The sequence below is a fragment of the Albimonas pacifica genome, from assembly GCF_900113695.1.
Lineage (GTDB): Bacteria > Pseudomonadota > Alphaproteobacteria > Rhodobacterales > Rhodobacteraceae > Albimonas > Albimonas pacifica.
This window is the reverse complement of sequence record NZ_FOQH01000002.1, coordinates 491,024-513,324: the sequence shown is the minus strand read 5'-3', so window position 1 is coordinate 513,324 and position 22,301 is coordinate 491,024. Positions and strand designations below refer to the sequence as shown.

23 protein-coding genes and 1 pseudogene are annotated in these 22,301 nt (G+C 71.9%); 3 read left to right on the top strand and 21 right to left on the bottom strand.

Annotation, left to right across the window (positions count from 1 at the left end; all coding sequences use genetic code 11):
• Positions 1 to 22 precede the first annotated feature (22 nt).
• A complete protein-coding gene (locus tag BM064_RS05085; RefSeq protein ID WP_218160954.1) occupies positions 23 to 412 on the top strand; it encodes an ArsR/SmtB family transcription factor in 390 nt (129 codons plus the stop codon).
• A 17-nt stretch (positions 413 to 429) separates the two neighbouring features.
• On the opposite strand, the gene BM064_RS05080 is transcribed toward BM064_RS05085, so the two are convergent.
• The 3 genes from BM064_RS05080 to BM064_RS05070 form a co-directional block, all read right to left on the bottom strand.
• Positions 430 to 1,644, bottom strand: coding sequence for an MFS transporter (locus tag BM064_RS05080; protein WP_092858501.1), 1,215 nt, complete (start codon positions 1,642 to 1,644; stop codon positions 430 to 432).
• A gap of 21 nt (positions 1,645 to 1,665) precedes the next feature.
• Positions 1,666 to 2,340: an amino acid ABC transporter permease gene (locus BM064_RS05075; protein ID WP_342741352.1), complete on the bottom strand. Its 675-nt coding sequence runs from the start codon at positions 2,338 to 2,340 to the stop codon at positions 1,666 to 1,668.
• 454 nt (positions 2,341 to 2,794) lie between these two features.
• The gene (locus tag BM064_RS05070) at positions 2,795 to 3,691 is read right to left on the bottom strand and encodes an EamA family transporter (RefSeq protein WP_092858499.1); all 897 of its coding nucleotides are present in this window, start codon (positions 3,689 to 3,691) and stop codon (positions 2,795 to 2,797) included.
• Between the two features lie 257 nt (positions 3,692 to 3,948).
• Here BM064_RS05070 and BM064_RS05065 point away from each other — a divergent pair, with 257 nt between their 5' ends.
• Positions 3,949 to 4,743 (top strand): transporter substrate-binding domain-containing protein, encoded by a 795-nt coding sequence (locus tag BM064_RS05065; protein ID WP_092858497.1) that lies wholly within the window; start codon positions 3,949 to 3,951, stop codon positions 4,741 to 4,743.
• A gap of 161 nt (positions 4,744 to 4,904) precedes the next feature.
• Here the strand turns inward: BM064_RS05065 and BM064_RS05060 are convergent, their stop codons facing one another.
• The 7 genes from BM064_RS05060 to BM064_RS05030 form a co-directional block, all read right to left on the bottom strand.
• Positions 4,905 to 5,972 carry a linear amide C-N hydrolase gene (locus tag BM064_RS05060; RefSeq protein WP_092858495.1) on the bottom strand — a complete coding sequence of 356 codons (1,068 nt, stop codon included), beginning with the start codon at positions 5,970 to 5,972 and terminating at the stop codon, positions 4,905 to 4,907.
• Between the two features lie 321 nt (positions 5,973 to 6,293).
• Positions 6,294 to 7,616 (bottom strand): branched-chain amino acid ABC transporter permease, encoded by a 1,323-nt coding sequence (locus tag BM064_RS05055; RefSeq protein WP_092858493.1) that lies wholly within the window; start codon positions 7,614 to 7,616, stop codon positions 6,294 to 6,296.
• Positions 7,613 to 8,623: a branched-chain amino acid ABC transporter permease gene (locus BM064_RS05050; RefSeq protein ID WP_092858491.1), complete on the bottom strand. Its 1,011-nt coding sequence runs from the start codon at positions 8,621 to 8,623 to the stop codon at positions 7,613 to 7,615. The genes BM064_RS05055 and BM064_RS05050 overlap by 4 nt, the downstream gene beginning before the upstream one ends.
• A gap of 1 nt (position 8,624) precedes the next feature.
• Complete coding sequence (locus BM064_RS05045; protein WP_092858489.1) at positions 8,625 to 8,987, bottom strand: hypothetical protein; 363 nt, start codon at positions 8,985 to 8,987, stop codon at positions 8,625 to 8,627.
• Positions 8,988 to 8,990: 3 nt separating this feature from the next.
• A complete protein-coding gene (locus tag BM064_RS05040; protein ID WP_092858487.1) occupies positions 8,991 to 9,695 on the bottom strand; it encodes an ABC transporter ATP-binding protein in 705 nt (234 codons plus the stop codon).
• Positions 9,692 to 10,492, bottom strand: coding sequence for an ABC transporter ATP-binding protein (locus BM064_RS05035; protein ID WP_092858485.1), 801 nt, complete (start codon positions 10,490 to 10,492; stop codon positions 9,692 to 9,694). Before BM064_RS05035 ends, BM064_RS05040 begins: the two co-directional genes overlap by 4 nt.
• Positions 10,493 to 10,562: 70 nt before the next feature.
• Positions 10,563 to 11,762: an ABC transporter substrate-binding protein gene (locus BM064_RS05030; RefSeq protein WP_092858483.1), complete on the bottom strand. Its 1,200-nt coding sequence runs from the start codon at positions 11,760 to 11,762 to the stop codon at positions 10,563 to 10,565.
• A 419-nt stretch (positions 11,763 to 12,181) separates the two neighbouring features.
• Here BM064_RS05030 and BM064_RS05025 point away from each other — a divergent pair, with 419 nt between their 5' ends.
• Complete coding sequence (locus BM064_RS05025; protein ID WP_092858481.1) at positions 12,182 to 12,739, top strand: MarR family winged helix-turn-helix transcriptional regulator; 558 nt, start codon at positions 12,182 to 12,184, stop codon at positions 12,737 to 12,739.
• Between the two features lie 381 nt (positions 12,740 to 13,120).
• Here the strand turns inward: BM064_RS05025 and BM064_RS05020 are convergent, their stop codons facing one another.
• From BM064_RS05020 to sufB, 11 genes and pseudogenes are all read right to left on the bottom strand, one after another.
• On the bottom strand, positions 13,121 to 13,327 hold the full coding sequence (locus BM064_RS05020) for a hypothetical protein (RefSeq protein ID WP_092858479.1): 207 nt from the start codon (positions 13,325 to 13,327) through the stop codon (positions 13,121 to 13,123).
• A 34-nt stretch (positions 13,328 to 13,361) separates the two neighbouring features.
• The gene (locus BM064_RS05015) at positions 13,362 to 14,594 is read right to left on the bottom strand and encodes a cysteine desulfurase (protein ID WP_092858477.1); all 1,233 of its coding nucleotides are present in this window, start codon (positions 14,592 to 14,594) and stop codon (positions 13,362 to 13,364) included.
• Between the two features lie 34 nt (positions 14,595 to 14,628).
• On the bottom strand, positions 14,629 to 15,228 hold the full coding sequence (locus BM064_RS05010; protein ID WP_177236150.1) for a YIP1 family protein: 600 nt from the start codon (positions 15,226 to 15,228) through the stop codon (positions 14,629 to 14,631).
• 67 nt (positions 15,229 to 15,295) lie between these two features.
• Positions 15,296 to 15,955, bottom strand: coding sequence for a YIP1 family protein (locus BM064_RS27360; RefSeq protein WP_177236149.1), 660 nt, complete (start codon positions 15,953 to 15,955; stop codon positions 15,296 to 15,298).
• A 237-nt stretch (positions 15,956 to 16,192) separates the two neighbouring features.
• The gene (locus tag BM064_RS05005; protein ID WP_092858473.1) at positions 16,193 to 16,834 is read right to left on the bottom strand and encodes a YIP1 family protein; all 642 of its coding nucleotides are present in this window, start codon (positions 16,832 to 16,834) and stop codon (positions 16,193 to 16,195) included.
• A 4-nt stretch (positions 16,835 to 16,838) separates the two neighbouring features.
• The gene (locus BM064_RS05000) at positions 16,839 to 18,128 is read right to left on the bottom strand and encodes a SufB/SufD family protein (RefSeq protein WP_092858471.1); all 1,290 of its coding nucleotides are present in this window, start codon (positions 18,126 to 18,128) and stop codon (positions 16,839 to 16,841) included.
• A gap of 2 nt (positions 18,129 to 18,130) precedes the next feature.
• Complete coding sequence (sufC, locus tag BM064_RS04995) at positions 18,131 to 18,883, bottom strand: Fe-S cluster assembly ATPase SufC (RefSeq protein ID WP_092858469.1); 753 nt, start codon at positions 18,881 to 18,883, stop codon at positions 18,131 to 18,133.
• A 201-nt stretch (positions 18,884 to 19,084) separates the two neighbouring features.
• Positions 19,085 to 19,405 (bottom strand): heavy metal-binding domain-containing protein, encoded by a 321-nt coding sequence (locus BM064_RS04990; protein ID WP_092858467.1) that lies wholly within the window; start codon positions 19,403 to 19,405, stop codon positions 19,085 to 19,087.
• 43 nt (positions 19,406 to 19,448) lie between these two features.
• Positions 19,449 to 19,736, bottom strand: coding sequence for a hypothetical protein (locus BM064_RS04985; RefSeq protein ID WP_092858465.1), 288 nt, complete (start codon positions 19,734 to 19,736; stop codon positions 19,449 to 19,451).
• A gap of 88 nt (positions 19,737 to 19,824) precedes the next feature.
• Positions 19,825 to 20,763: pseudogene (locus BM064_RS04980) on the bottom strand (polysaccharide pyruvyl transferase family protein); the annotation flags it as partial.
• A complete protein-coding gene (gene sufB, locus BM064_RS04975) occupies positions 20,744 to 22,279 on the bottom strand; it encodes a Fe-S cluster assembly protein SufB (RefSeq protein ID WP_092858461.1) in 1,536 nt (511 codons plus the stop codon). The pseudogene BM064_RS04980 and the gene sufB, both read right to left, overlap by 20 nt.
• Between the last annotated feature and the right edge of the window lie 22 nt (positions 22,280 to 22,301).

The following is a 22,301-nucleotide window of genomic DNA, read 5'->3' as shown; positions in this document are numbered from 1 at the left end:
AACTTAGCAAAGAGGCTAACACTTGCAGGCGCACACTTCGCGAGCGACCCGGCGCGAGCCGGACACGCAGGACGCGGACGAGGCAGGCCCGAAGCCGGACCGCGCCACCGCAGAGCTGGTCGAGGCGCTGAAGGCGCTGGCCTCCGACAAGCGGCTGGCGGTGCTGGGCTGGCTGCGCGATCCGGTGAAGCACTTCCCGCCGCAGCGCGACGGGGACCTGGTGCGCGACGGGGTCTGCGCGGTGTTCCTCGCCGACAAGCTCGGCGTCAGCCAGCCCACGCTCCACCGCCACATGCAGCAGCTGATCAGCGCGGGGCTGGTGGTGGCCAAGCGCACCCGGCAATGGACCTTCTACCGCCGCGACGAGCGCCGCATCGCCGCCGTCGCCGCCCGCATCGGCCAGGTGGTCTAGGCCCCGGCGCCCGGCCCCTAGCGCAGCGCCCGCAGCCGCAGCAGCGCCGCCAGCGCGCCCAGCGCGCCGAGGAACCCCGCCCACACCGGCCCCGCCGCGCCGAAGACCGAGAGCAGCCAGCCGAAGAGCGGCCCCGCCGCGGCGAAGGCCAGGTTCATCGGCAGCGCCAGCCGGGTGACCATCCGCGCATAGGCGCCCGGATCGAACAGCTCCAGCGGCAGCGTCGCCCGGCACACCGACAGAAGCCCCGTCCCCGCCCCGTAGATGCAGGCGAAGAGCACGGCCGACGCCACGCTCCCGCCTCCCAGGCCCAGCGTGGCGAAGGCGACCGGCATCCCCGCGGCGGCGAGGATCGCGAGGCTCAGCGAGGGCCACGGCGCGCGCAGCGCGAAATCCACGCCCCGCGCCGCCACCTGCGCCACCCCCACCACGCCCGCCAGCAGCACCGCGGTCCGCGTCTCGGCCCCCAGCGCGGCCAGCGTCTCGGGCAGCGCCACGCCGAGCCCCCAGGAGATCATGCCCGCCAGCGACATCGCCAGCGCCAGCCAGGCGAAGCGCGCCCGCTCGGCCGCGGCGACCGCGGGGGCGGGGCGCGCGGGGGGCGGCGCCTCCGCCTCCCCGGGCGGGACCACGGGGGCCGGGGCGGGCGCGGGCGCGGGCGTGGGGCGCGGCCCCGGCACGATCCAGTGGAGCGGCGCGCAGACCAGCAGGTTCGCCAGCGCATAGACCGCGAGCGTGCCCCGCCAGCCCAGCTCAGGCTCCAGCCACAGCATCACCGGGAAGGAGCAGGTCGAGGCGAGCCCCGAGACCAGCATCGCCGCCGAGATCGCGCGCCGCGCGCCCGCGCCCAGCCGCTCGGCCAGCAGCACGTTGGCGCCGTTCGAGAGCGCCATCGCGCCCCCCGCCCCCATCACCAGCCAGGCGAGGAAGTAGACCGCGGGGTTCGGGCTCGCCGCCAGCAGCCCCAGCCCCGCCGCCAGCGTCAGCGAGCCCAGCGCCAGCAGCGGCCGGGCGCCCCGGCGCTCGAACGCGGGGCCGAGCCAGGGCGAGATCCCCGCCATCGCCAGCAGGAAGGCCGAGGAGGCGCCGAAGGCGACCGCCAGCGGCATCCCCAGCGCCTCGGCCATCGGACGCGCCAGCACGGCGGGGATCGAGTAGGTCGACCCCCAGCCGATCAGCTGCGTCAGCGCCACCGCGCCCGCCAGCCGCGAGGCGCCCGGAGCGGCTCTCATCGCGCGACGTCCATGGCGGCCTCAGTGCTCTCCGCTGCGCGACATCCGCCGCTCCAGCCAGCGCACCGCCTGGGAGACCAGCAGGATCAGCGCCAGGTATTCGAGGACCAGGACCGTGTAGATCTCCAGCGGGCGATATTCGGTCACCACCAGCTCGTTGGCCCGCCGCGTCAGCTCCTGCATGCCGATCACCGAGACCAGGGCCGACATCTTGAGCATGTAGGCGAACTGGTTCGCCAGCGGGGGCAGGATCCGACGGATCGCCTGGGGCAGGATCACGAGGCGCATCACCTGCAGGCGGTCGAGGCCCATGGACTGGGCGGCCTCGGTCTGGCCCTTGGGGATCGACTGGATGCCGGCGCGGAAGATCTCGGCCTCGAAGGCCGAGTCCGAGAGCGCCAGCGCCAGCACGCCGGCCCAGAACACGTTGATGGCGATGCCCGCGACCACCGGCAGGCCGTAGTAGACCCACAGGATCAGCACCAGGATCGGGACCGCGCGCACGATCTCGACATAGGCGAGGTTGAAGCGCCGCCCCCAGCGGTTGCGCCCGACCCCCGGCAGGGCCACCGCGATCCCCACCAGCACCGAGATCGCCATGGCGGTGGCGGACAGCAGGATCGTGTCCCAGAGCCCCCCAGCAGGAACAGCAAGTTCGAGCGTCCCCCCGCCGTCCAGGGCGAGACCACGTACCACCCCCAGGCCGCGCCGCCCTGCGCGCCGCTTCCGCAGCCGGCCAGCGCCAGGGCCGCGGCGAGCGCGATCAGAGGCGCGGCCCGGACGGGCCGGATGCGGCGGATGCCGGTCATGAAGAACCTCCGGGAGGGGGCCGGCGCGCCGCGGGGACGCGCCCGGACGGGGGGCGTGCGGCGCCGAGCCTAGCCGCATCGACCCGCCCGCGGAACCCGCCCCGAGGGCCGCTCCGCCGGTCGTGACGACGCGGGGCGCGGCGGATCCCGCGCCCCGCCCCGGGCGCGCCCATCCCCTGCCCCCACGCTCTTCCGCCCGCCTCGCGCCCGGACGCGCAGCGGGGAGCGGCCCCGGGTCGAGCCCGGGGCGCCCATGGGGCGGGCCGGGCGCGCGGAGCCGAGGCGGCGCGGGCGAGGGCGGGCGAGGGGCGTGGGAGGCGCAGGCCTCTCGGCGCCCGGGCTCAGCGCGTCGCCAGCACCAGGGCGACGATGGCGAGGCTGACCACGAGGACGCCGGCGATCTCGCGCCGTCCGGGCCGTTCGCCGAACATCAGGATCGAGGCGGCCAGCGTGAAGACCACCTCCACCTGCCCGACCATGCGCACCGAGCCCGCATCGCGCAGCGCCAGCGCGCAGAACCAGCCCAGCGAGGCGCCGACCCCCGTCAGCCCCACCGCGACCCCCGGCCGCCAGGCGCGCAGCAGGCGCGCCATGTCGCCCCGCCGCCCGACCTCGAGCTGCACCGCCGTCAGCCCGGCCTGGAGCAGCGTCACCGCCGCCAGCGCGGTCAGCGCCCGCAGCGCCGCGTCGCCCTCGGGCAGCGCCAGCGTGGCGCCGCGGTAGGCCACCGCCGAGAGGCCGAAGAGCCCGCCCGAGGCGATGCCGATCAGCGCCCGCCGGTCCAGCAGGGCGCCCGGACGCAGACCCTCGGGCGGGCTCGAGATCATCAGCACGCCGAAGATCCCCAGGCCGATCGCCCCCCAGGCCGCGAGCGGCAGCCGGTCGCCCAGCAGCAGCGCGCCGAACAGCGCGGTCTGCAGCGCCTCGGTCTTGGTGTAGGCCATGGCGGCGGCGAAGCTGCGGTGCGCGAAAAGCCCCACGATCAGCCGGGTCGCGGCCATCTGCGCGAGCCCGCCGCCCACGCAGAAGCCCAGGAACGCCCAGCTGGGCGCCGGCGGCGTCTCCCCCCGCGCGAGGCACAGGGCCGCGAGGCCCAGCGCCGCCAGCGGGGCCGCGAAGACGAAGCGCGCGCCCGCGCCGCCGGCCGAGCCGAGCGCGCCGGCCAGGCGCTTCTGCAGCGCGAAGCGCAGGTTCTGAAGGAAGGCCGCGCCGAGCGCGAGAAGGACCCAGGTCTCCATGATGGCGCCATCAGCGACGTCGCGGGGCGGAATGTCAAACCGGGATCCGGTCCCGTCCCTCCGCCTTGCGGCGCCCTGCGCGCGCGGATGCAGGCGTCCGGACCGCGCCTTTGCGACTGACACGCCCGATCGAAGTGCTATGGTCGCACCCGCGCCCCGCCCGCCGCCCGCCCCACGGTCGGCCGCCACGCGGCGCGCGGGAGCAACTGGCCGGGCGCCGCGGGGGAGCGTGCGACCGGCGCGGAACGGAGAGAGAGATGCGACGACTTCTCGGCCGGGGCCTCGCGGCCGCAGCGATGCTGACCCTGGCGCTGGGCGCCCTGCCCGCAGCCGCGCAGTCCGCGCTTCAGGACGTGCTGAACGGCGGCGTGCTGAAGGTGGGGACCACCGGCGACTGGAACCCGATGAGCGTGCGGGACCCCGCCTCGAACAGCTACAAGGGCTACGACATCGACGTGATGGAGGCGCTGGCCGCCGACCTGGGCGTCGAGCTCGAGTTCGTGCCCACCGACTGGAAGACCCTGGTCAACGGCGTGGTGGCGGGGAAATACCACCTCACCGGCTCGGCCTCGATCAGCCCGGCGCGGATGAAGGTGGCGGGCTATTCGGACAGCTACCTCACGGTGGTGATCCTGCCCTTCACCACCCAGGACAAGGCCGACCGCTTCGCCGACTGGGCCGACATCGACAAGCCCGAGGTGACGGTCGCCACCACGCTGGGCACCACCTTCGAGAAATACGTGAAGGCGTGGTTCCCCAACGCGACCATCAAGGTCGTCGAGGCCCCCGCCCGCGGCTACCAGGAGGTGCTGGCCGGGCGCGCCGACGTCTTCGTGACCTCGAACATCGAGGGCGCGACGCTGACCGAGAAGTTTCCGAACGTGACCCGGATCGAGGTCGGCGACCCGCGCGCCCCCTCGCCCATCGCGATGCTGCTGCCGCAGGCCGATCAGGTCTGGATCAATTACGTGAACAACTGGATCAAGATCAAGAAGCTGGAAGGCTTCTTCGAGACGACCGCCGTGAAGTGGGGCCTCGCCCCCGCCGAATGATCCGCAGTCCCGGACGATCGAAACCGCCGGCGCCCGCGCCGGCGGTTTTTCTTGGGCATGTCTGTAAACCGTGTTGGTCCGCTGCGCGGGACGAAACTGACTTCCGTTGTGGGATCGACGAAAGGGGCTCGATCGGCGGCGGGGCGGACGGGTCGAGCAGTTCAGGGTCTTGCGAATGCGAACGGTTCGGCCGGTTGCAGACGCGACGAGACATCGCCTCCGGCGCTGTCGGGAACGCCCAGCTTCAGCGTCATGGGCCGCGCGCCGGGGCCCAGGTCAAGGTCGTCGAGGTCCACCCACACGACCGACGGATTGATGACCGAGTCGAAGTAGTAGCGCCTGGCGTCATGGTCGATCACGGACCGCCAGAGCGTGGACGAGATGTTGGGCTTGTCCGGGTCGCTCATCCCGAGCGGCACGCCGATGGCGCGCATTTGCGACATGACCGCGGCGACGGCCGCGCGACGGTCCTCGAACTTCGGGGACGACTCGAGGGCGTAGCTGAGACGGACGAAGCGGTCCGCCGCGCCGATGGTCCCCGGCAGGAAGTTCCTGCCCCCGACCAGCTTCCAGTAGGCGTTGATGGCGAGCTGCTGATCGAAGGTCGGCGAGTTCGTCATCACCCTGTAGTCGCGGCTGTGATGAATTCTGAGTTCGCCGCCGATGTACTCGAGGATCGCGGAGTCGCCGCCGGCATCCGAGAGCGCGATGTGGACCGTGGCCGGGCGCCCGTTGGGGGCGGTCACGGGAACGACGGTGAAAGGGTCGGGCTCCAGCGCCGCGACCGCCTCCGCCACGGAGCCGTAGTTGTCGAGCAGGTACTGGAGCCACGCGCCGACCGAGAGCAGCGGCTTGCCCCTGTCGGCCGCGTCCCCGAAATCGGACTCGGCGAGGTAGAGCAGATTGCCGGCGACCCCCGCCTCGTTCAGGCCGTCGCTCGTCGCGATGTCGTAGGCGCTGATGACCACCGAGCCGTATCTCGAGGTCCACTTGATCGACGCCTCGCCGACGCCGCCGTCCCGATCCATGCCGCGGGGAAAGGCCCAGAACGCGGTCTGCATCGCGAGATCGTTCCAATCCATGCTTCGACCGGTGATGTAGGCGCCTGCCCCCGTCTGGTAGAGGATGCGGCTGCAGGCTTCGGCAGCGGTCCCGAAGGCGAGCAGCGACGCGGCGCCGAGCGTCGCGAGAATGCCCGCACGAAGCGGGAGCGTGAAGGGGTCTTTCATGGCCGGCTCCGTCCATCGCCTGCGGCGCCCGGATCGCCAAGGGATGCCGGCCGACGCGCAGCTATTCTAGCTGCGGCCAGGTCCCTCGCACGATGATCCGCGTCATCGTATGTCGGGCTTACGGCAGGGCGCGAGACCGCTCCGGCCGCGGACGCGCGACTCCGTGCGTCGGCTTCGGGCTCGAAGCGGACCAACACGATGTGCGGACATGACTTTTTGCACCACCTCCTCCGGCGTCCGCGCCGGCGGCTTTTCTTTGCCGCCTCACGGCCCGCGCCCCCTTGGATCGCGGCGCCGACGCAGGCCGGGCCCGGCGGCGGGTCAGCGGCGGACCTTCTCGGGCATCAGGCCGCGGGGCGCGAAGCGCAGGACCAGCAGCAGGATCGCGCCCATGAAGATCATGCGCATGTGGGCCGCCCCCTCCTGCAGGTGGGCGGCGAAGGCGTTGCCCTCGGGCGCCCAGGCGGTGGCGGCGTCCATCAGCCAGCGGCCGACGGGCTCGGCCTCGATCCACACGAACCAGATCAGGAAGCCGCCCAGCACCGAGCCCCAGTTGTTGCCCGAGCCGCCCACGATCACCATCACCCAGATCAGGAAGGTGAAGCGCAGCGGCTGATAGGCGCCGGGGGTGAACTGGCCGTCGAAGCTGACCATCATCGCCCCCCCGATCCCCACCACGGCCGAGCCGAGGATGAAGGTCTGCAGGCGGCGCTTCACCACATCCTTGCCCATCGCCTCGGCCGCGACCTCGTTGTCGCGGATCGCGCGCATCATCCGCCCCCAGGGGGAGTTCAGCGCCCGCTCGGCCAGCCACAGCAGCACGCCCAGCACCGCGGCGAAGAGCGCGGCGTAGCACAGCTTCACGACGATCCCCGAGGCCTCGGCCGGGTCCAGCCCCCAGGCCTGGGCGCGCTCGACGAAGGCGGCGGAGGCCTGCAGGTCGACCTCGTAGGGCGCGGGCCGCGGCAGGCCGGTGACGTTCTTCACGCCGCGGGCCAGCCAGTCCTCGTTCTTCAGGACGGCGATGACGATCTCGGAGATCCCCAGCGTCGCGATGGCGAAATAGTCCGAGCGCAGGCCGAGGCTGACCTTGCCGATCAGCCAGGCCGCCCCCGCCGCCAGCAGCCCGCCCAGCAGCCAGCCGGTCGCTGAGGGCAGGCCCAGCCCGCCCAGGTAGCCGGTGACGGCGGGGTCCACCGCCTCGATCGCGTCGGTGGCGGGATCGAAGAGGAAGCGCACCAGCGCGTAGGCCCCCACCACCATTGCGACGGTCGCCAGCGCCCGCAGCCGGCCCTTCGCCAGCCGCGCGCGCACCAGCGCAATGGCCGCGACCGAGGCGACCAGCGCCGCGCCGGTTCCCAGCAGGCGCAGGCCGCCGGCGGACCAGGCCTCGGGCACGGGCGGCTGGGCGGCGAGCACCACCGCCAGCCCGCCCAGCGCCGCGAAGCCCATCAGGCCCACGTTCATCAGCCCCGCGTAGCCCCAGGCGATGTTCGCCCCCAGCGCCATCACCGCCGAGACCAGGCACATGTTGAGGATCGCCAGCGCCACGTTCCAGCTCTGCGCCACGCCCACCAGCGCCAGCAGCAGCGCCATGACGAGGTAGAGGAGCGGCCCCCGCGCGGGCCCCTGAAGCCAGCTCATATGACCTTCCCCCGGAAGATGCCCGTCGGCCGGGCCAGCAGCACCACCACCAGGATCACGAAGCTGACCGCGAACTTGTAGTCGGTGGACAGCAGCTGCAGCAGCCCCTCGGGCATCGCCCCCTCGGGCAGCAGGTAGCCCGCGAACTTGCGGTAGGCGTAGGTGACCATGACCTCGGAGAAGGCGACGATATAGGCCCCCACCACGGCGCCCACCGGATTGCCGATGCCCCCCAGGATCGCCGAGGCGAAGATCGGCAGCAGCAGCTGGAAGTAGGTGAAGGGCTTGAACGACTTGTCGAGGCCGTAGAGCACCCCCGCCAGGGTCGCGAGCGCGGCGGCCAGGATCCAGGCGGTGCGCACGACCTTCGCCGGGTCGACGCCGGAGAGGAGGGCGAGATCCTCCTCGTCCGAATAGGCCCGCATCGCCTTGCCCATGCGGGTGCGCTGCAGGAACCAGAACAGGGCCGCCATGGCGATGACGGCGGCGACGATGGTCAGCGCCTGGGTGGAGCGGAAGGCGACGCCCTCGTCCAGCCCGCTCCAGTCGCGGAAATCGCCGACGGTGAACAGGAACCGCTCGCCGTCGGCGAAGCGCTGGTCGTCGGGGCCGATGACGATGCGCACGATGCCGTTGAGCAGGAACATCACGCCCACCGAGGCGATCATGAACACCACCGGCTTCGCCTTCTGGCGGCGGTAGAAGGCGAAGACCCAGCGGTCGCTCAGCAGCGTGAAGCCCGCCGCCGCCGCGATCCCCGCCGGCAGCGCCAGCAGCGCCGTGGGCAGGGGCCCGAGGCCCACCCCCATCGCCTGCAGCCCCCAGGTCGCCAGCACCACCACCATGGTGCCGAAGGCCATCAGGTCGCCGTGTGCGAAGAAGGTGAAGCGCAGCACCGCATAGATCAGCGTCACCCCCAGCGCGCCCAGCGCCAGCTGGCTGCCGTAGGCCAGCGCCGGCAGGCCCACGAAGTTGGTGAACAGCGCGAGGGCGTTCAGGATCTCCATGTCACTCCCCGGAGCGGCGGCAGGCGCCGTGATACTGGGTCGGGGCCAGCTTCCCCCCCAGCAGCGCGTGCTTGGAGTGGACCGCGGCGCCGCCCTCGGCGACCGAGGTCAGCACCAGGTCGCCGCGGTCCATGATCTCGATGAAATGCCAGAAGGCCTCCATCTCGGCCACGGTCACGTCGCCCGAGCGGCCGGCGCCGTCGGTGAAGCGGCCGTCCTCGCCTTCCCAGTCGAGGCGCAGCTCGAAAGTGGTCGAGCGGCAGCCTTCCGCGTCGCAGACCCGGTCGAAATCGCAGCGCAGGCTCTCGGCCGCGGCGGGGGCGGAAAGCAGCAGCAGCGCGAGGGCGGATCGGATCAGGGTCATGGCTCAGCCTCCGAGGAACGAGCGGCGCACCTCGGGATTGGCCATCAGCGCCTCCCCGGTGTCGGTGAAATGGTTGCGGCCCTGGGCGAGCACATAGCCGCGGTCGGCGATGTTCAGCGCCTGGCGGGCGTTCTGCTCGACCATCAGGATGGCGATGCCGGCGGCCGCGATCTCGATGATCTTGTCGAAGAGCTCGTCCATCACGATGGGCGAGACGCCGGCGGTGGGCTCGTCGAGCATCAGCACCTCCGGCCGGGTCATCAGCGCGCGCCCGACGGCCACCTGCTGGCGCTGGCCGCCCGAGAGCTGGCCCGCGGGCTGGCGGCGCTTCTCGCGCAGGATCGGGAACAGGCCGTAGACCATCTCCATGGTCTCTCGGAAGTCGTCCTCGCGCAGGAAGGCGCCCATCTCCAGGTTCTCCTCGACGGTCATCGAGGCGAAGACGTTGCGCACCTGGGGGACGAAGCCCATGCCGGCCTTCACCCGGTCCTGCGGGCTCAGCGCGGTGATGTCCCGGCCGCGCAGCCGGACCTGCCCCTGGCGCAGCGGCAGCATCCCGAACAGCGCTTTCATCGCGGTCGACTTGCCCGCCCCGTTGGGGCCGACGATCACCGCGATCTCGCCCGCCTCCACCGCGATGGTGCAGCCGTGCAGGATGTCGGCGCCGCCGTAGCCGCCGGTCATGGTCTCGCCGATCAGGACGCTCATGCGCCCGCCTCCGGCGCGCGGGTCCGGGCGGGGCGGTTCTTCAGGCCGCGGCCGAGATAGGCCTCGATCACCCGCTCGTCGGCCTTCACCTCCTCGACCGAGCCCTGGGTGAGGACCTTTCCCTCCGCCATCACGATCACCGGGTCGCAGAGGCGGCCGATGAAATCCATGTCGTGCTCGATCATGCAGAAGGTGTAGCCGCGCTCCCGGTTCAGGCGCAGGATCGCCTCGCCGATGGCCTTGAGGAGCGTGCGGTTCACGCCGGCGCCCACCTCGTCGAGGAACACGATCCGCGCCTCGGTCATCATCGTGCGGCCGAGCTCCAGCAGCTTCTTCTGCCCGCCCGAGAGGTTGCCCGCGAGCTCGTCGGCCACGTGGCCGAGCTGGAGGAAGTCGATCACCTCGTCCGCCTTCTCGCGCACGGCCCGTTCGCGGGCGCGCACGGCCGAGGGCTGGAACCAGGCGTTCCACAGGGTCTCGCCGTCCTGGGCGGGGGGGACGGTCATCAGGTTCTCGCGCACCGTCAGGGTCGAGAATTCGTGCGCGATCTGGAAGGTGCGCAGCAGGCCCTTGTCGAAAAGCCGGTGCGGCGCGAGGCCGGTGATGTCCTCGCCGTCGAGCAGCACGCGCCCCTCGTCGGGGGCGTAGGCGCCGGCGACGACGTTGAACAGCGTCGTCTTGCCCGCGCCGTTGGGGCCGATCAGGCCGGTGATCGCGCCCTGGGCGATCTCGAGGCTCGCCCCGTCGACGGCCCGCAGGCCGCCGAAGGTCTTCACCAGGTTCTCGACGCGGATCACGCGGCGCTCCCTTCACATGCTTCGGCCCGGCGCAGCAGCGCCGGGCCGGGCTTTAATCATGACTCGCGCGTCAACGGAAGCCGATGGTCTCGTAGGCGCCGTCCTTGACCTCGTACTCGCGGTAGGTGCCGGCGGCCTCGCCCGGGCCGATCAGCTCGACGTTGGTGGCGCCGACGTAGTCGACGTCGCCGCCGTCCTTGAGGATCTGCAGCGCCTTGGCGAGCTCGCCGGGCAGGATCTTCTCGCCGGGCGCGTTGGCGACGTCCATCACGCTGTCCTTGAAGACCTTCGGGTCGGTCGAGCCCGCGGCCTGCATCGCCAGCGCGATCAGGGCGGCGGCGTCGTAGGACTCGCGGCGGAACGAGCCGTCGGGGTCCACGCCCGCGGCCTCGGCGGCGGCGACGAAGGCGTCGGCGCCCTCGCCCTCGGACCAGGGCACCGAGCCGATGGTGCCGTTCAGGTCATCGCCGATCGCCTCGATCAGGCTCTCGGCGAACATGCCGTCGCCGAGCACGAACTTCTCGAAGGCGCCGGAGTCGACGGAGGCGCGGATGATGCCCACGCCGCCCTGGTCGGCGTAGCCGAAGACGGCCAGGTGCTCGGCCCCGGTGGCCGACAGCGCGCCCACCTCGGCCGAGTAGTCGGCCTTGCCGTCCTCATGCGCGGCCGAGAGCAGGACCTTGCCGCCCTTCTCCTCGAAGGCCGCCTGGAAGCTGTCGGCGAGGCCCTTGCCGTAGTCGTTGTTGGTGTAGGTGACCGCGATCTCGGTCACGCCCTTGTCGGCCAGCACCTCGGCCAGCACCGCGCCCTGGCGGGCGTCGGAGGGGGCGGTGCGGAAGAAGAAGCCGCCGTCCTCGATCGAGCTCAGCGCCGGCGAGGTGGCCGAGGGCGAGATCATCACCACGCCGTTGGGCACGGCCACGTTGTTCAGCGTCGCGATGGTCACGCCCGAGCAGTCGGCGCCCATGATCGCCTTGGCCCCCTCGGAGGTGACCAGGCGCTCGGCCGCGGCCGAGGCGGCGGCGGCGTCGATGCAGGTCGAATCCGCGCGCACCGGCACCAGCATGTCGCCCTCGAGCACGCCGCCGGCGTTGTTGACCTCGGTCATCGCCAGCTCGGCGCTGTCGGCCATGCCGGGGGTGAGGGACTCGATCGGGCCGGTGTAGCCCAGCAGGACGCCGATCTTGACGTCCTCGGCCTGGGCGGGGGCGGCCATCGCCAGCGCCGAGGCGCCCATGGCCAGCGCGGCGGCGAGCTGTGCAGGTTTCATCGAAACATCTCCCTGTCATCCGGTCCCGTCCGCGGCGCCGGCTGGTTCCGGCGCGCGGACGCCGCCGCGGCGGGGATCGCCGGGCGGTCGCGCGCCGCGCGCCGGTCATGCGCGGGCGGTGGAGCCTATCCGTGTCGGCTCGCGCCCGTGCTGTCAATCGCGACGCCCGCGGCGGGGGCCGCGGCGGCGCCCCGGCGCGCGGGCCGGCGGGGATTCGGGGGCGCCCAGGCTCGTATCCGCGCGGGCCGGCGGCCGGGAGGCGCGGAGGCGTCCCGCGACGCTCGCCCGCTACGCGCGTGTTTTCACATCACAATTCATGCGCGAGTGGGGCAAACACGGCGAAAACATGGCGGCTCGGCTTGCGCCCGGGTCAAATCGTTCTAAACTTAGCGCCCACCGATACAGGACCAGGAGCCGCCATGTCTCTTCCGACCCGCGCCATCGCGCAGGATGCCCTGCACGACGCGCCCGCCGGGAACGCCGAAGGCGCGGCCGCGGCCTCGCCCGGCGCCGCCGACCGCAACGTCGAGGTGATCCCGAACACCCGGTCCCTGGGCTTCCTGCTCCAGGACGTGGCGCGGCTGATGCGCGTGAGCTTCGGACAGGCGGTGAACGACGCAGGTCTCGAGCTGACCACCGGCGAGGCGCGCGCGCTCGTGCATGCGGTCGCCGCCGCCGGCGCCCGGCAGACCGAGATCGCCGAGCGCATGGGCGTCGAGCCGATGACCCTGTGCGGCTACGTCGACCGGCTGGAGTCCCGCGGCCTGGTGGAGCGTCAGCCCCACCCCGCCGACAAGCGCGCCAAGAAGATCGTGCCCACCGAGACGGCCGGCGAGGCGATCGACACGATCATGCCGCTGACCCGCAAGGTGATCGCGGACGCGATGGAGGGTCTGCCCGACTCCGACATCCAGGCCTTCCGCCGGGTCCTGCAGCACATGCACGACCACCTGGCCGACGGCCGCCGCAACGGCTGATCCCGTCCGGCCCCGACGGGTCTGAAGCGCGCGGCTCCCCCCGGGAGCCGCGCTTTTTCGTGCGCGCCCCTGCCCCGACCCTCCCCTTTCCAGTCGCCCCGCCCGCCCCCCGCGCGACGCATCCCAGCCCGCCCGCAGGGCGCCTGTGGGCGGGCTTGGGCCTCCGGCCACGGGCGCGCCCGGAAGTCGGGGGGCGGGGCATGTCGCGCGCCGGTGGAGGTCGCGCCCGACAGGCGAGGGGGTGGGGGACGCGGCGGGGCAGGCGATCGGGCGCGGGCGGCGAGGCGCCCCCGCCCGCGGACCTCGAGCCCGGGGCGCGAACGAAAACGCCCGGCCGCTCGGGCCGGGCGTTTCAGGCGCCGTTCGGGAGCTCGGGCGCGGTCAGACGCCCATGCGGCGGAGCGTCTCCTCGATCATCTCCGACTGCACCGCCCAGACGGCGGCCCAGGGCAGCGCCATCAGAGCCCACCAGTTGCGGGTCAGCGCCTCGGCGCCGTCGGCGCCCGAGAAGCTGAAGGCGTCGGCGGTCGTGGATCCGGCGCGGGCCGAGGAGGCCTTCGCGGGGATCGGCGCGGGAACGCAGACCATGGCTCGTCTCCTTCAAACGTTCGTCGTCAAACGGTCATGAGAACAACTTGTGGCAGGTTTCCAGCGCGTCCACCAGAACGTCCACCTCCTCGCGCGTGTTGTAGAGGGCGAAGGACGCCCGGCAGGTGGCCGAGACCCCCATGTGCTCCATCAGCGGTTGCGCGCAGTGGTGTCCGGCGCGCACCGCCACCCCCTTGCGGTCGACGACGGTGGAGATGTCGTGCGGGTGCCCCGCCCCCTCCAGCGTGAAGGAGAAGATCGCCCCCTTGCCCGGCGCCGTCCCCTGGATCTGCAGCCAGTTCAGCCCCGAGAGCCGCGCCTGCGCGTAATCCCGCAGGTCGTGCTCATGGGCCGCGATGGCGTCCATGCCGAGGCCCGTCATGTAGTCGAGCGCGGCGCCCAGGCCGATCATCTGCACGATGCCCGGCGTGCCCGCCTCGAACTTGTGGGGGGCGTCGTTGTAGGTGATCTCGTCCCGGCCGACCTCGCGGATCATGTCGCCGCCGCCCATGAACGGGCGCATCTGCGCATAGCGCTCGGCGCGGACGTAGAGCGCGCCGGAGGCCGAGGGGCCGTAGAGCTTGTGGCCGGTGATCGCGTAGAAGTCGCAGCCGATGTCCTGGACGTCCACCGGCATGTGCACCGCCGCCTGGCTGCCGTCGATCACGGTGGCGACGCCCTTCGCGCGCGCCGCCGCGCAGATCGCCTTCACGTCCACCACCGTGCCGGTGACGTTGGACATGTGGGTGATCGCCACCAGCTTCGTCTTCGGCCCGATCGCGTCGATCACCGCCTGGGGGTCGAGGGAGCCGTCCGCCGCCGGCTCCACCCACTTCAGGACCACGCCCTGCCGCTCGCGCAGGAAGTGCCAGGGCACGATGTTGGCGTGGTGCTCCATCACCGAGAGCACGATCTCGTCCCCCGCCTGCAGCCGCGGCGCGGCCCAGGCGTAGCTCACCAGGTTCAGCCCCATGGTCGAGCCGGTGGTGAACAGGATCTCCTCCGGCTTCGCGGCGCCCAGGAAGGCGCGGATCGTCTCGCGCACCGCCTCGTACTTGTCGGTCGCGAGGTTGGAGAGGAAGTGCAGCCCCCGGTGGACGTTGGCGTATTCCTCGGAATAGGCGCGCGTCACCGCCTCGATCACCTGGCGCGGCTTCTGGGCCGAGGCGCCGTTGTCGAGGTAGACCAGCGGCTTGCCATGCACGGTGCGCGACAGGATCGGGAAATCCTTGCGGACCTCGTGGACGTCGTAGGGGGCGTTGCTCATCGGAGGTGACCTTTCGCGCGCCGCCCCGCCGGGCTCAGGCCGGCGGGGGCGCGAGGGAGAACAGGGTGGCGAGGATCATCGTCGCGAAACCCAGCGCGATGAAGCCGCCGACGGTGGCGACCGCCACCAGGCCGACGCGCCGGAAGCCGTGCGCCTCGGCCACGAAGGCGGCGAAGAGCCAGATCGACAGGCCCACCGACACCGGCGCCAGCAGGGCGAGCGCCGAGGCGCCGTCCTCGGGGTTCGCCGAGGTGATGGCGTGGATGCCCAGCAGGTTCAGCGGCGCGAGGAAGGCGGTGACCAGCAGGTGCCAGGCGACGACGCGGGCCATGTCCGCGGGCTGGGCCTTGCCGCCGAAGCGGCGGCCCAGCCAGTAGGCGCCGGCGGTGAGCACGGCGAACATGAAGAAGTTCAGCGCCACCTCGGTCATCCGCGCGCCCAGCGCCGACATCGAGGGGCCGTCCCCGCCCATGGCGAGGTCCACGACCGCCCCGAACATCGCCTGCACCAGGGTGGCGAGCACCACCATCAGCGCGCAGTCGGTCATGCTCGGCGCCCGGTCCAGCATCGCGCGCGCGGATCGGCGCGGCGCGCGATAGGCCATGGCGACGGTCTTGAGGAATTCCAAGATCATCCGCGTCCGCTCCCTGCGGCCGCGTCGCGCGCGCGCCGCCCTCGCGGCGCGCCCCGCGGGGCCGTCGTCAGGCGGACAGATAGACCCCGAGGATGCTGAGCACCACCGTGCCCGTGGAGAGAACCAGGAAGATCCAGCCCACGCGCCGCATTCCGTGAACCGCCGCCAGCCCGGCCGCGATGAACCACAGGAACGGCACCAGCCCGATGTAGTAGGGCGGCATCGCGTAGACCGGGTCGGCCATCGCCGGCCAGATGTGCTCGCCATGGCGCATGCCCACCGCGACCAGCGCCGCCAGCAGGCCGAAGGGGGCCGAGACCAGCGCCCCCCAGAACACCGCCGCGCGGGTGTCGCGCCAGCTGCCCTGCCCGCCCGCGAGCCGGCAGGCCGCGAAGGCCGCCGCCGCCAGCACGTACATCGCCGCCGTGCGCATCAGGAAGCCGACCAGCAGCACCCCGCTCATGTAGATCGGCATCATGGCGGCGGCGGCCGAGGTCGGCGCCAGCACGCCCTTGATCGTCCAGGACAGGAAGAACACCAGGTCCGACAGGATCAGGTAGAACAGCAGCCGCCCCTCGGACGGGTTCTCCGAGATCAGCCGACGCGTCGAGCCCTGCATGTCCAGCCAGGCTTCCCAGACCCGGCCGCTCATCGTCGCGGGGCCGATGTCGTCCTCGGGCTCCGTCGGGGACTCGTAGTCGGGCGGAAGGGACTGAACATACGCCATGCCGGGAACTCCACGAACGAAACCGCGGCAGGGCCGCTGCACTCTGGAGTTGTCTAGCATGAGATGAAGTGAAAGTGAACGCCGAAACTGCACGCAAGATGAACGAGCCGGGCGGCATTGTCGCCGCGTCGCCGGACCTGACGCAGGGTGCGGGGCGATTTGCGACCCCGCGGCGCGAATCGGTTTCCGCCGGCGCGACGGCGGGCCGGGCCGCGCGCCCGCTCATGTCCCGCTCGCTCATGCCGCGACCGGTCCCAGCAGCGCGAGCGCCGCGAGCCACAGCGCCACGATGACGACGAAGCCCGGCCAGGCGCGGCGGAAGCCGTGGGCCTCGGCCAGGCCCGCGCACCAGAACCACAGACCGGCGAGCCCGGCGAGCTCCCCCGGGATCGAGATCGCCAGCGTGCCGGCGCCCGCCACGGTCAGCAGGCTCGCCAGCGCCGCGCCCAGCAGGGTGGCCGGGGCGGCCGCCAGCGGCGCCCAGAACACCGCGAGCCGGGTCGCCTGCCAGCCGCCGGTCCCGCCGAACAGGCGCAGCACGATGCGCAGCAGCGCCGCGACGCCGTAGAGGAACAGGGGCACGAAGAACAGGTCGGCGACCACCTGCATGGTCACCACCTCGCCGACCGAGGGGATCGCCGCCTCGCCCCCGGTGATCGCCGCCTGCCGCGCCCGCTCGGCGAGCACGGTCGGCAGGGAGGCGAGCAGCATCAGCAGCCCCGCGCCCATCGCGTAGGCGAGCAGGCGGGCCTCGGTCAGCTCGCCCGCCAGGTCCGCCCGGATCACCTCGCGGTGCCGGCCGGTCCAGGCGGCGGCGATGCGGCCGACCAGCCCGCGCGGGGCGGGGCGGCCGGCCGGGGAAGCGGCGGCGTCGCTCACCCGCTTACGCCCCGTCCATCACCCACTGGGCGATGCGCTCGCGCATCTCTTCGGCGAGGTCCTCGGACTCGATCTCCTCGACCGCCTCGCCGAGGAAGGACATGACCAGCATGTTCTCCGCCTCGCGCTTGGGGATGCCGCGGGCGCGAAGGTAGTAGAGCGCGTCCTCGTCCACCGCCCCGCAGGTCGAGCCGTGGGAGCAGGCGACGTCGTCGGCGTAGATCTCGAGCTCGGGCTTGGCCAGGAAGTCCGCGTGCTCGTCCAGCAGCAGCCCCTGGGAGATCTGGTAGCCGTCGGTCTTCTGGGCGTCGGGCTTCACCAGGATCTTGCCCTGGAAAATGCCCTTGGCCTGGTCGCGCAGGACCTTCTTGAAGACCTGCCGGCTCTCGCAGTTCACCGCGTCATGGGTGACGAAGACCGTGTCGTCGTGGATGAAATCCTTCCCCTCGCCGAGGCAGGCGCCCGCGAGATGCACGGCGGCGTCGTCGCCGGTCAGCTCGGCCACCTGCTCGATCCGGGTCAGGCGACCGCCGGCGGCGACCGAGAAGGTCTTGCACACGGACTCGGTCCCCAGCCGCGCGAACAGGTGCCAGGCGCCGCGGCGCTCGGCCTCCGGCCCGTGGGCGCGGATCTGGTGGAAGGCGGCGCGGTCGGCGATCTCGACCTCGAGCACCGAGTTCACCCGCGCGCCGGGCCCGCCGGCTTCGAGCACGGTCAGCTCCGCGCCCTCCTCCAGCTTGACGACGTGGTGCATCAGGGCGTCGGAGGTCTCGGATTCCCGCACGCCCTTGATCAGGACGGGACGCGAGACCTTGCCCGTGGCCCGGATCGCCAGCCCCTGCCCCGCCACGGCGGTGTTGAAGGCGGCCAGCGGACGCGCGACCGGATCCTGGCCGCGGGCCTCCAGCACGCCGAAGACCTCCCTGGCCCAGTGGATGTCGGCGGCCAGCGCCTCCTCCAGCGTGCAGATCTCGGCGCCCTCGAGGCTGAGGTCGTCCGACAGGTCCCGGCGCAGCACGCCGTCGACGAAGACCACCGTCAGCGCGCCGCGGTCGGCGAAGATCGCGGGGCCGGCGGCGTGCAGCGGCACGGCCGGCGCCTCGGGCGCGGTCAGCGCCGAGGGGTCGGTCCACTTCCAGTATTCGTCGCGCCCGATCGGGGCGCCCATCTCGCGCAGACGCGCGGCCGCGGCGGCGCGGGCTTCGCGCGCCCAGGCGCCTTCGCCCTGGGGCGCGGGGTGGGCGGCCAGAAGCGCCTCGGCCGCCTCGAGCTTGCGGGCGGGAAGAGCGGCCATGGTCACGCGCCCTCCTTCAGGTCGGCGTAGCCGTTCTTCTCGACCTCGAGCGCCAGCTCCGGCCCGCCGGTCTTGATGATCCGGCCGTCGGACATGATGTGCACCACGTCCGGTTTGATGTGGTCGAGCAGGCGCTGGTAGTGGGTGATGACGAGGAACCCGCGGCCCGCGTCGCGCAGCGCGTTCACGCCGTCGGCCACCAGCTTCATGGCGTCCACGTCGAGACCCGAGTCGGTCTCGTCGAGGATGCACATCTTCGGCTCCAGCACCGCCATCTGCAGGATCTCGTTGCGCTTCTTCTCGCCGCCCGAGAAGCCGACGTTGACCGGGCGCTTGAGCATGTCCTGCGTGATCTGCAGCTGGGCCGCCTTCTCGCGGATGTGCTTGAGGAACTCGGCCGCCGACATCTCCGGTTCGCCGCGGGCCTTGCGCTGGCTGTTGAGGGCGGTGCGCAGGAAGGTCATGTTGCCCACGCCCGGGATCTCGACCGGGTACTGGAAGGCCAGGAACAGGCCGGCGGCGGCGCGCTCCTCGGCCTCCATCTCCAGCAGGTCCTCGCCGTCGAGCGTCGCCGAGCCGCCCGTCACCTCGTAGCCGTCGCGGCCCGAGAGCACGTAGCTCAGCGTCGACTTGCCCGAGCCGTTGGGCCCCATGATCGCATGGACCTTGCCCGCCTCGACGGTGAGGTCGACGCCCTTGAGGATCTGCTTGTCCTCTTCCTCGAGCTTCACCTGAAGGTTCTTGATCTCCAGCATCGTGCGTTCCTTGTCCTGTGGGCGCGGCAGGCGCGGCCCCTTGTTTCGTTCTGGGGGCGAGGCCCCCCGTGGGTTTCGGCCGGGCGGCGAGGCCCCCCGTGGGTTTCGGTCGGGGGGCGAGGCCCCCCGCGGGTTGCGGTCGGGGCGCGGGGCCCCGGGGATGTCAGGGGCGGCGGGACCGCCCGGCGTGGATCTCCGGGGTCACTCGACGACGACGGCGGTGCCCGAGACCGAGACCATCAGCATCGAGCCGTCCTTGCCGACGACCTCGTAATCGATGTCGATGCCCACGACGGCGTTGGCGCCCAGCTTGGCGGCGCGGGCCTCCAGCTCCTGGAAGGCGACCTCGCGGGCATCCTGGAGCTTGCCCTCGTAGGCGCCCGAGCGGCCGCCGACGATGTCGGTGATGCCCGCGAAGAAATCGCGGACGAAGTTGGCGCCCATGATCGCCTCGCCGACCACCACGCCGCGGTAGGCGGTGATGCGGCGGCCGTCGATGGAATTCGTGGTGGTGACGATCATACGTCCGTCCTCCGTCTCGGCCGCGCCCCAGGGACCGGCCATGTCATTCGTGCCCCGGCCGGCCGGACCCGCAGGCCATGCGCACCCAGGCGAGCGTCAGGACCCCCCAGGCGGCGAGCAGGATCAGCGACAGGATCACCTCGGCGGTGATCTGCGCCCGGGCGCCCAGGTTCCAGGCCTCGGCCATCATCTCGACGATCTCCTCGTCCTCGAGCGACAGCGCGAAGATCACCAGATGCGCCGAGATCAGCCAGCGCACCTTCGAGGGCAGGCTCATCCGCCCGACATGACCCAGCCGGGGGGAGCGCGATCCGTGGCGCCCGTCGCTCATCCGCCGTCCTCCGTCTCGTTCGCGGCGGGCGCGATCGCCGCCGCCGACCCGCCCCGGCCGGGGGCGGGCCCTCTCCGCGCGGCCCGGCTCATGCCGCGCTCGCCGTGGCAGGATGCGGGCGCGCGACGGTCGCCGCGGCCGCGTCCGCGACCTCGAAGGGGAAGCTGCGGATCAGCGCGTCCTTCACGGCCTCGAGCCGCGCGGGATCGGCCTGCGGCGGCAGCGGCGGCGGGCCCGCAACCAGGTCCGCGACCTTCGCCGGCGCGCCCAGCGTCCGGTCCACCGAAAGCGCGTAGTCGTAGTACTTGAACAGCGGCTTGCCGCTGGGGGCCTCGCCGCCATAAGGGGCGACCAGCGCGTTGGGCACGCCCACCGCGTCGGCCATCACCAGCCCGTGCAGGCTGGAGGAGTAGATGGCCGAGCAGCCCGCGATCCGCTCCAGCGTGCCGCGCACGTCGTGGGTGCGCATGTCGATGACCTCGTAGATCTCCGACAGCCGGTCGATGTCGGCCTGCGGCATGTGCTGGTGCTGGTGCAGGTGCAGGATCAGGCCGGGGCGGGCCGAGGCCCAGCCCTCCGCCCGGCTCACCCCGAAGGTGCGGTCCGCCAGCACCCCCGGGTCGCCCAGCGCCCTGGGGCTGCGCCGCATCGCCATCGCGGTCAGCGGCCCGCGGGCGGCATGGACCACGATGCGCGAATCCGCCGCCTGCCCGTCGTAATACTGCAGCATCCCCGAGCCCCAGACATGCACCACCCGCAGCCGCCGGCGCCAGGAGCGCTTCAGCCACGGGTAGATGCTGCCGATCGCGATCAGGTTGCAGTCCGAGACCGAGGCCCGGACCCACGGCCCGCGCGCGACCCAGCCGACGACGTCCTTGCTCAGGAGGTCGCCGACGTTGGGGTCCTTGTCGTGCGCGAACAACCGGATCGGCGACGGCGTCGTCTCCCCGCCGATCCTGCTCATGCCATGGTCCATCCCGGGTCTCCCGTCCCGCGCCGGGCGGCGCTCAGCCCACCGAGCCTTCGAGCGAGATCGCGACCAGGCTCTGGGCCTCCATCGCGAACTCCATCGGCAGGGCCTGCAGGACCTCCTTGCAGAAGCCGTTGACCACCAGCGCCACGGCCTCCTCCTCGTCCATGCCGCGGGCGCGGCAGTAGAAGAGCTGGTCGTCGGCGATCTTGGAGGTCGTCGCCTCGTGCTCGACCTTCGAGGAGTTGTTCTTCACCTCGATGTAGGGGACCGTGTGGGCCCCGCACTTGTCGCCGATCAGAAGGCTGTCGCACTGGGTGTAGTTGCGGCTGTCCTTCGCCTTGGGATGGATCGAGACCAGCCCGCGGTAGGTGTTCTGCGCGCGGCCCGCCGAGATGCCCTTGGAAACGATCCGCGAGCGGGTGTTCTTCCCCAGGTGGATCATCTTGGTGCCGGTGTCGGCCTGCTGGAAGTTGTTGGCGATGGCGATCGAGTAGAACTCGCCCTGGCTCTCGTTCCCGCGCAGGATGCAGGAGGGGTATTTCCAGGTCACGGCCGAGCCGGTCTCGACCTGGGTCCACATCACCTTCGCCCGGTCCTCGCGGCAGTCGGCGCGCTTGGTGACGAAGTTGAAGATGCCGCCCTTGCCCTCGCTGTCGCCCGGGAACCAGTTCTGCACCGTCGAGTATTTCACCTCGGCGTCCTCGAGCGCCACGATCTCGACGACCGCCGCGTGAAGCTGGGTCGTGTCGCGCTTGGGCGCCGTGCAGCCCTCGAGGTAGCTCACGTAGGAGCCCTTGTCGGCGATGATCAGCGTCCGCTCGAACTGGCCGGTGTTCTCGGCGTTGATGCGGAAATAGGTCGACAGCTCCATCGGGCAGCGCACGCCCTGCGGCACGTAGACGAAGGACCCGTCGGAGAACACCGCCGAGTTCAGAGTCGCGTAGAAGTTGTCGCTGTAAGGCACGACGGAGCCCAGGTATTTCCGCACCAGCTCCGGGTGCTCCTGCACCGCTTCCGAGATCGAGCAGAAGATCACGCCGGCCTTGGCGAGCTCCTCCTTGAAGGTGGTGCCTACCGACACGGAGTCGAAGACCGCGTCCACGGCGACCTTGCGGCCCTCGGCGGGGGCGCTTTCGGCGCCCTCGACGCCCGCGAGGATCATCTGCTCCTTGAGCGGGATGCCGAGCTTCTCGTAGGTGCGCAGCAGCTCGGGATCGACCTCGTCCAGGGACTTCGGTTTGGTCGCGAAGCTCTTGGGCTGGGCGTAATAATACTGATCCTGGAAGTCGGGCTTGGGGTAGTGGACCATCGCCCAGTCCGGCTCCTCCATCTTCAGCCAGCGCCGGTAGGCCTTCAGGCGCCACTCCAGCAGCCACTCCGGCTCGTTCTTGCGGCTTGAGATCAGGCGGACGATGTCCTCGTTCAGGCCCTTGGGGGCGTAGTCCATCTCGATGTCGGTGGACCAGCCGTACTTGTATTCCCCGCCGAGCGAGCGGACGGCCTCGACGGTGTCCTGCTCGACGCCTTCCTTGACCCCGTCCCTGAGGGTCGCATCATCCAGAGCGGCCATGTCGTCTCTCCTTCCTCGCCGG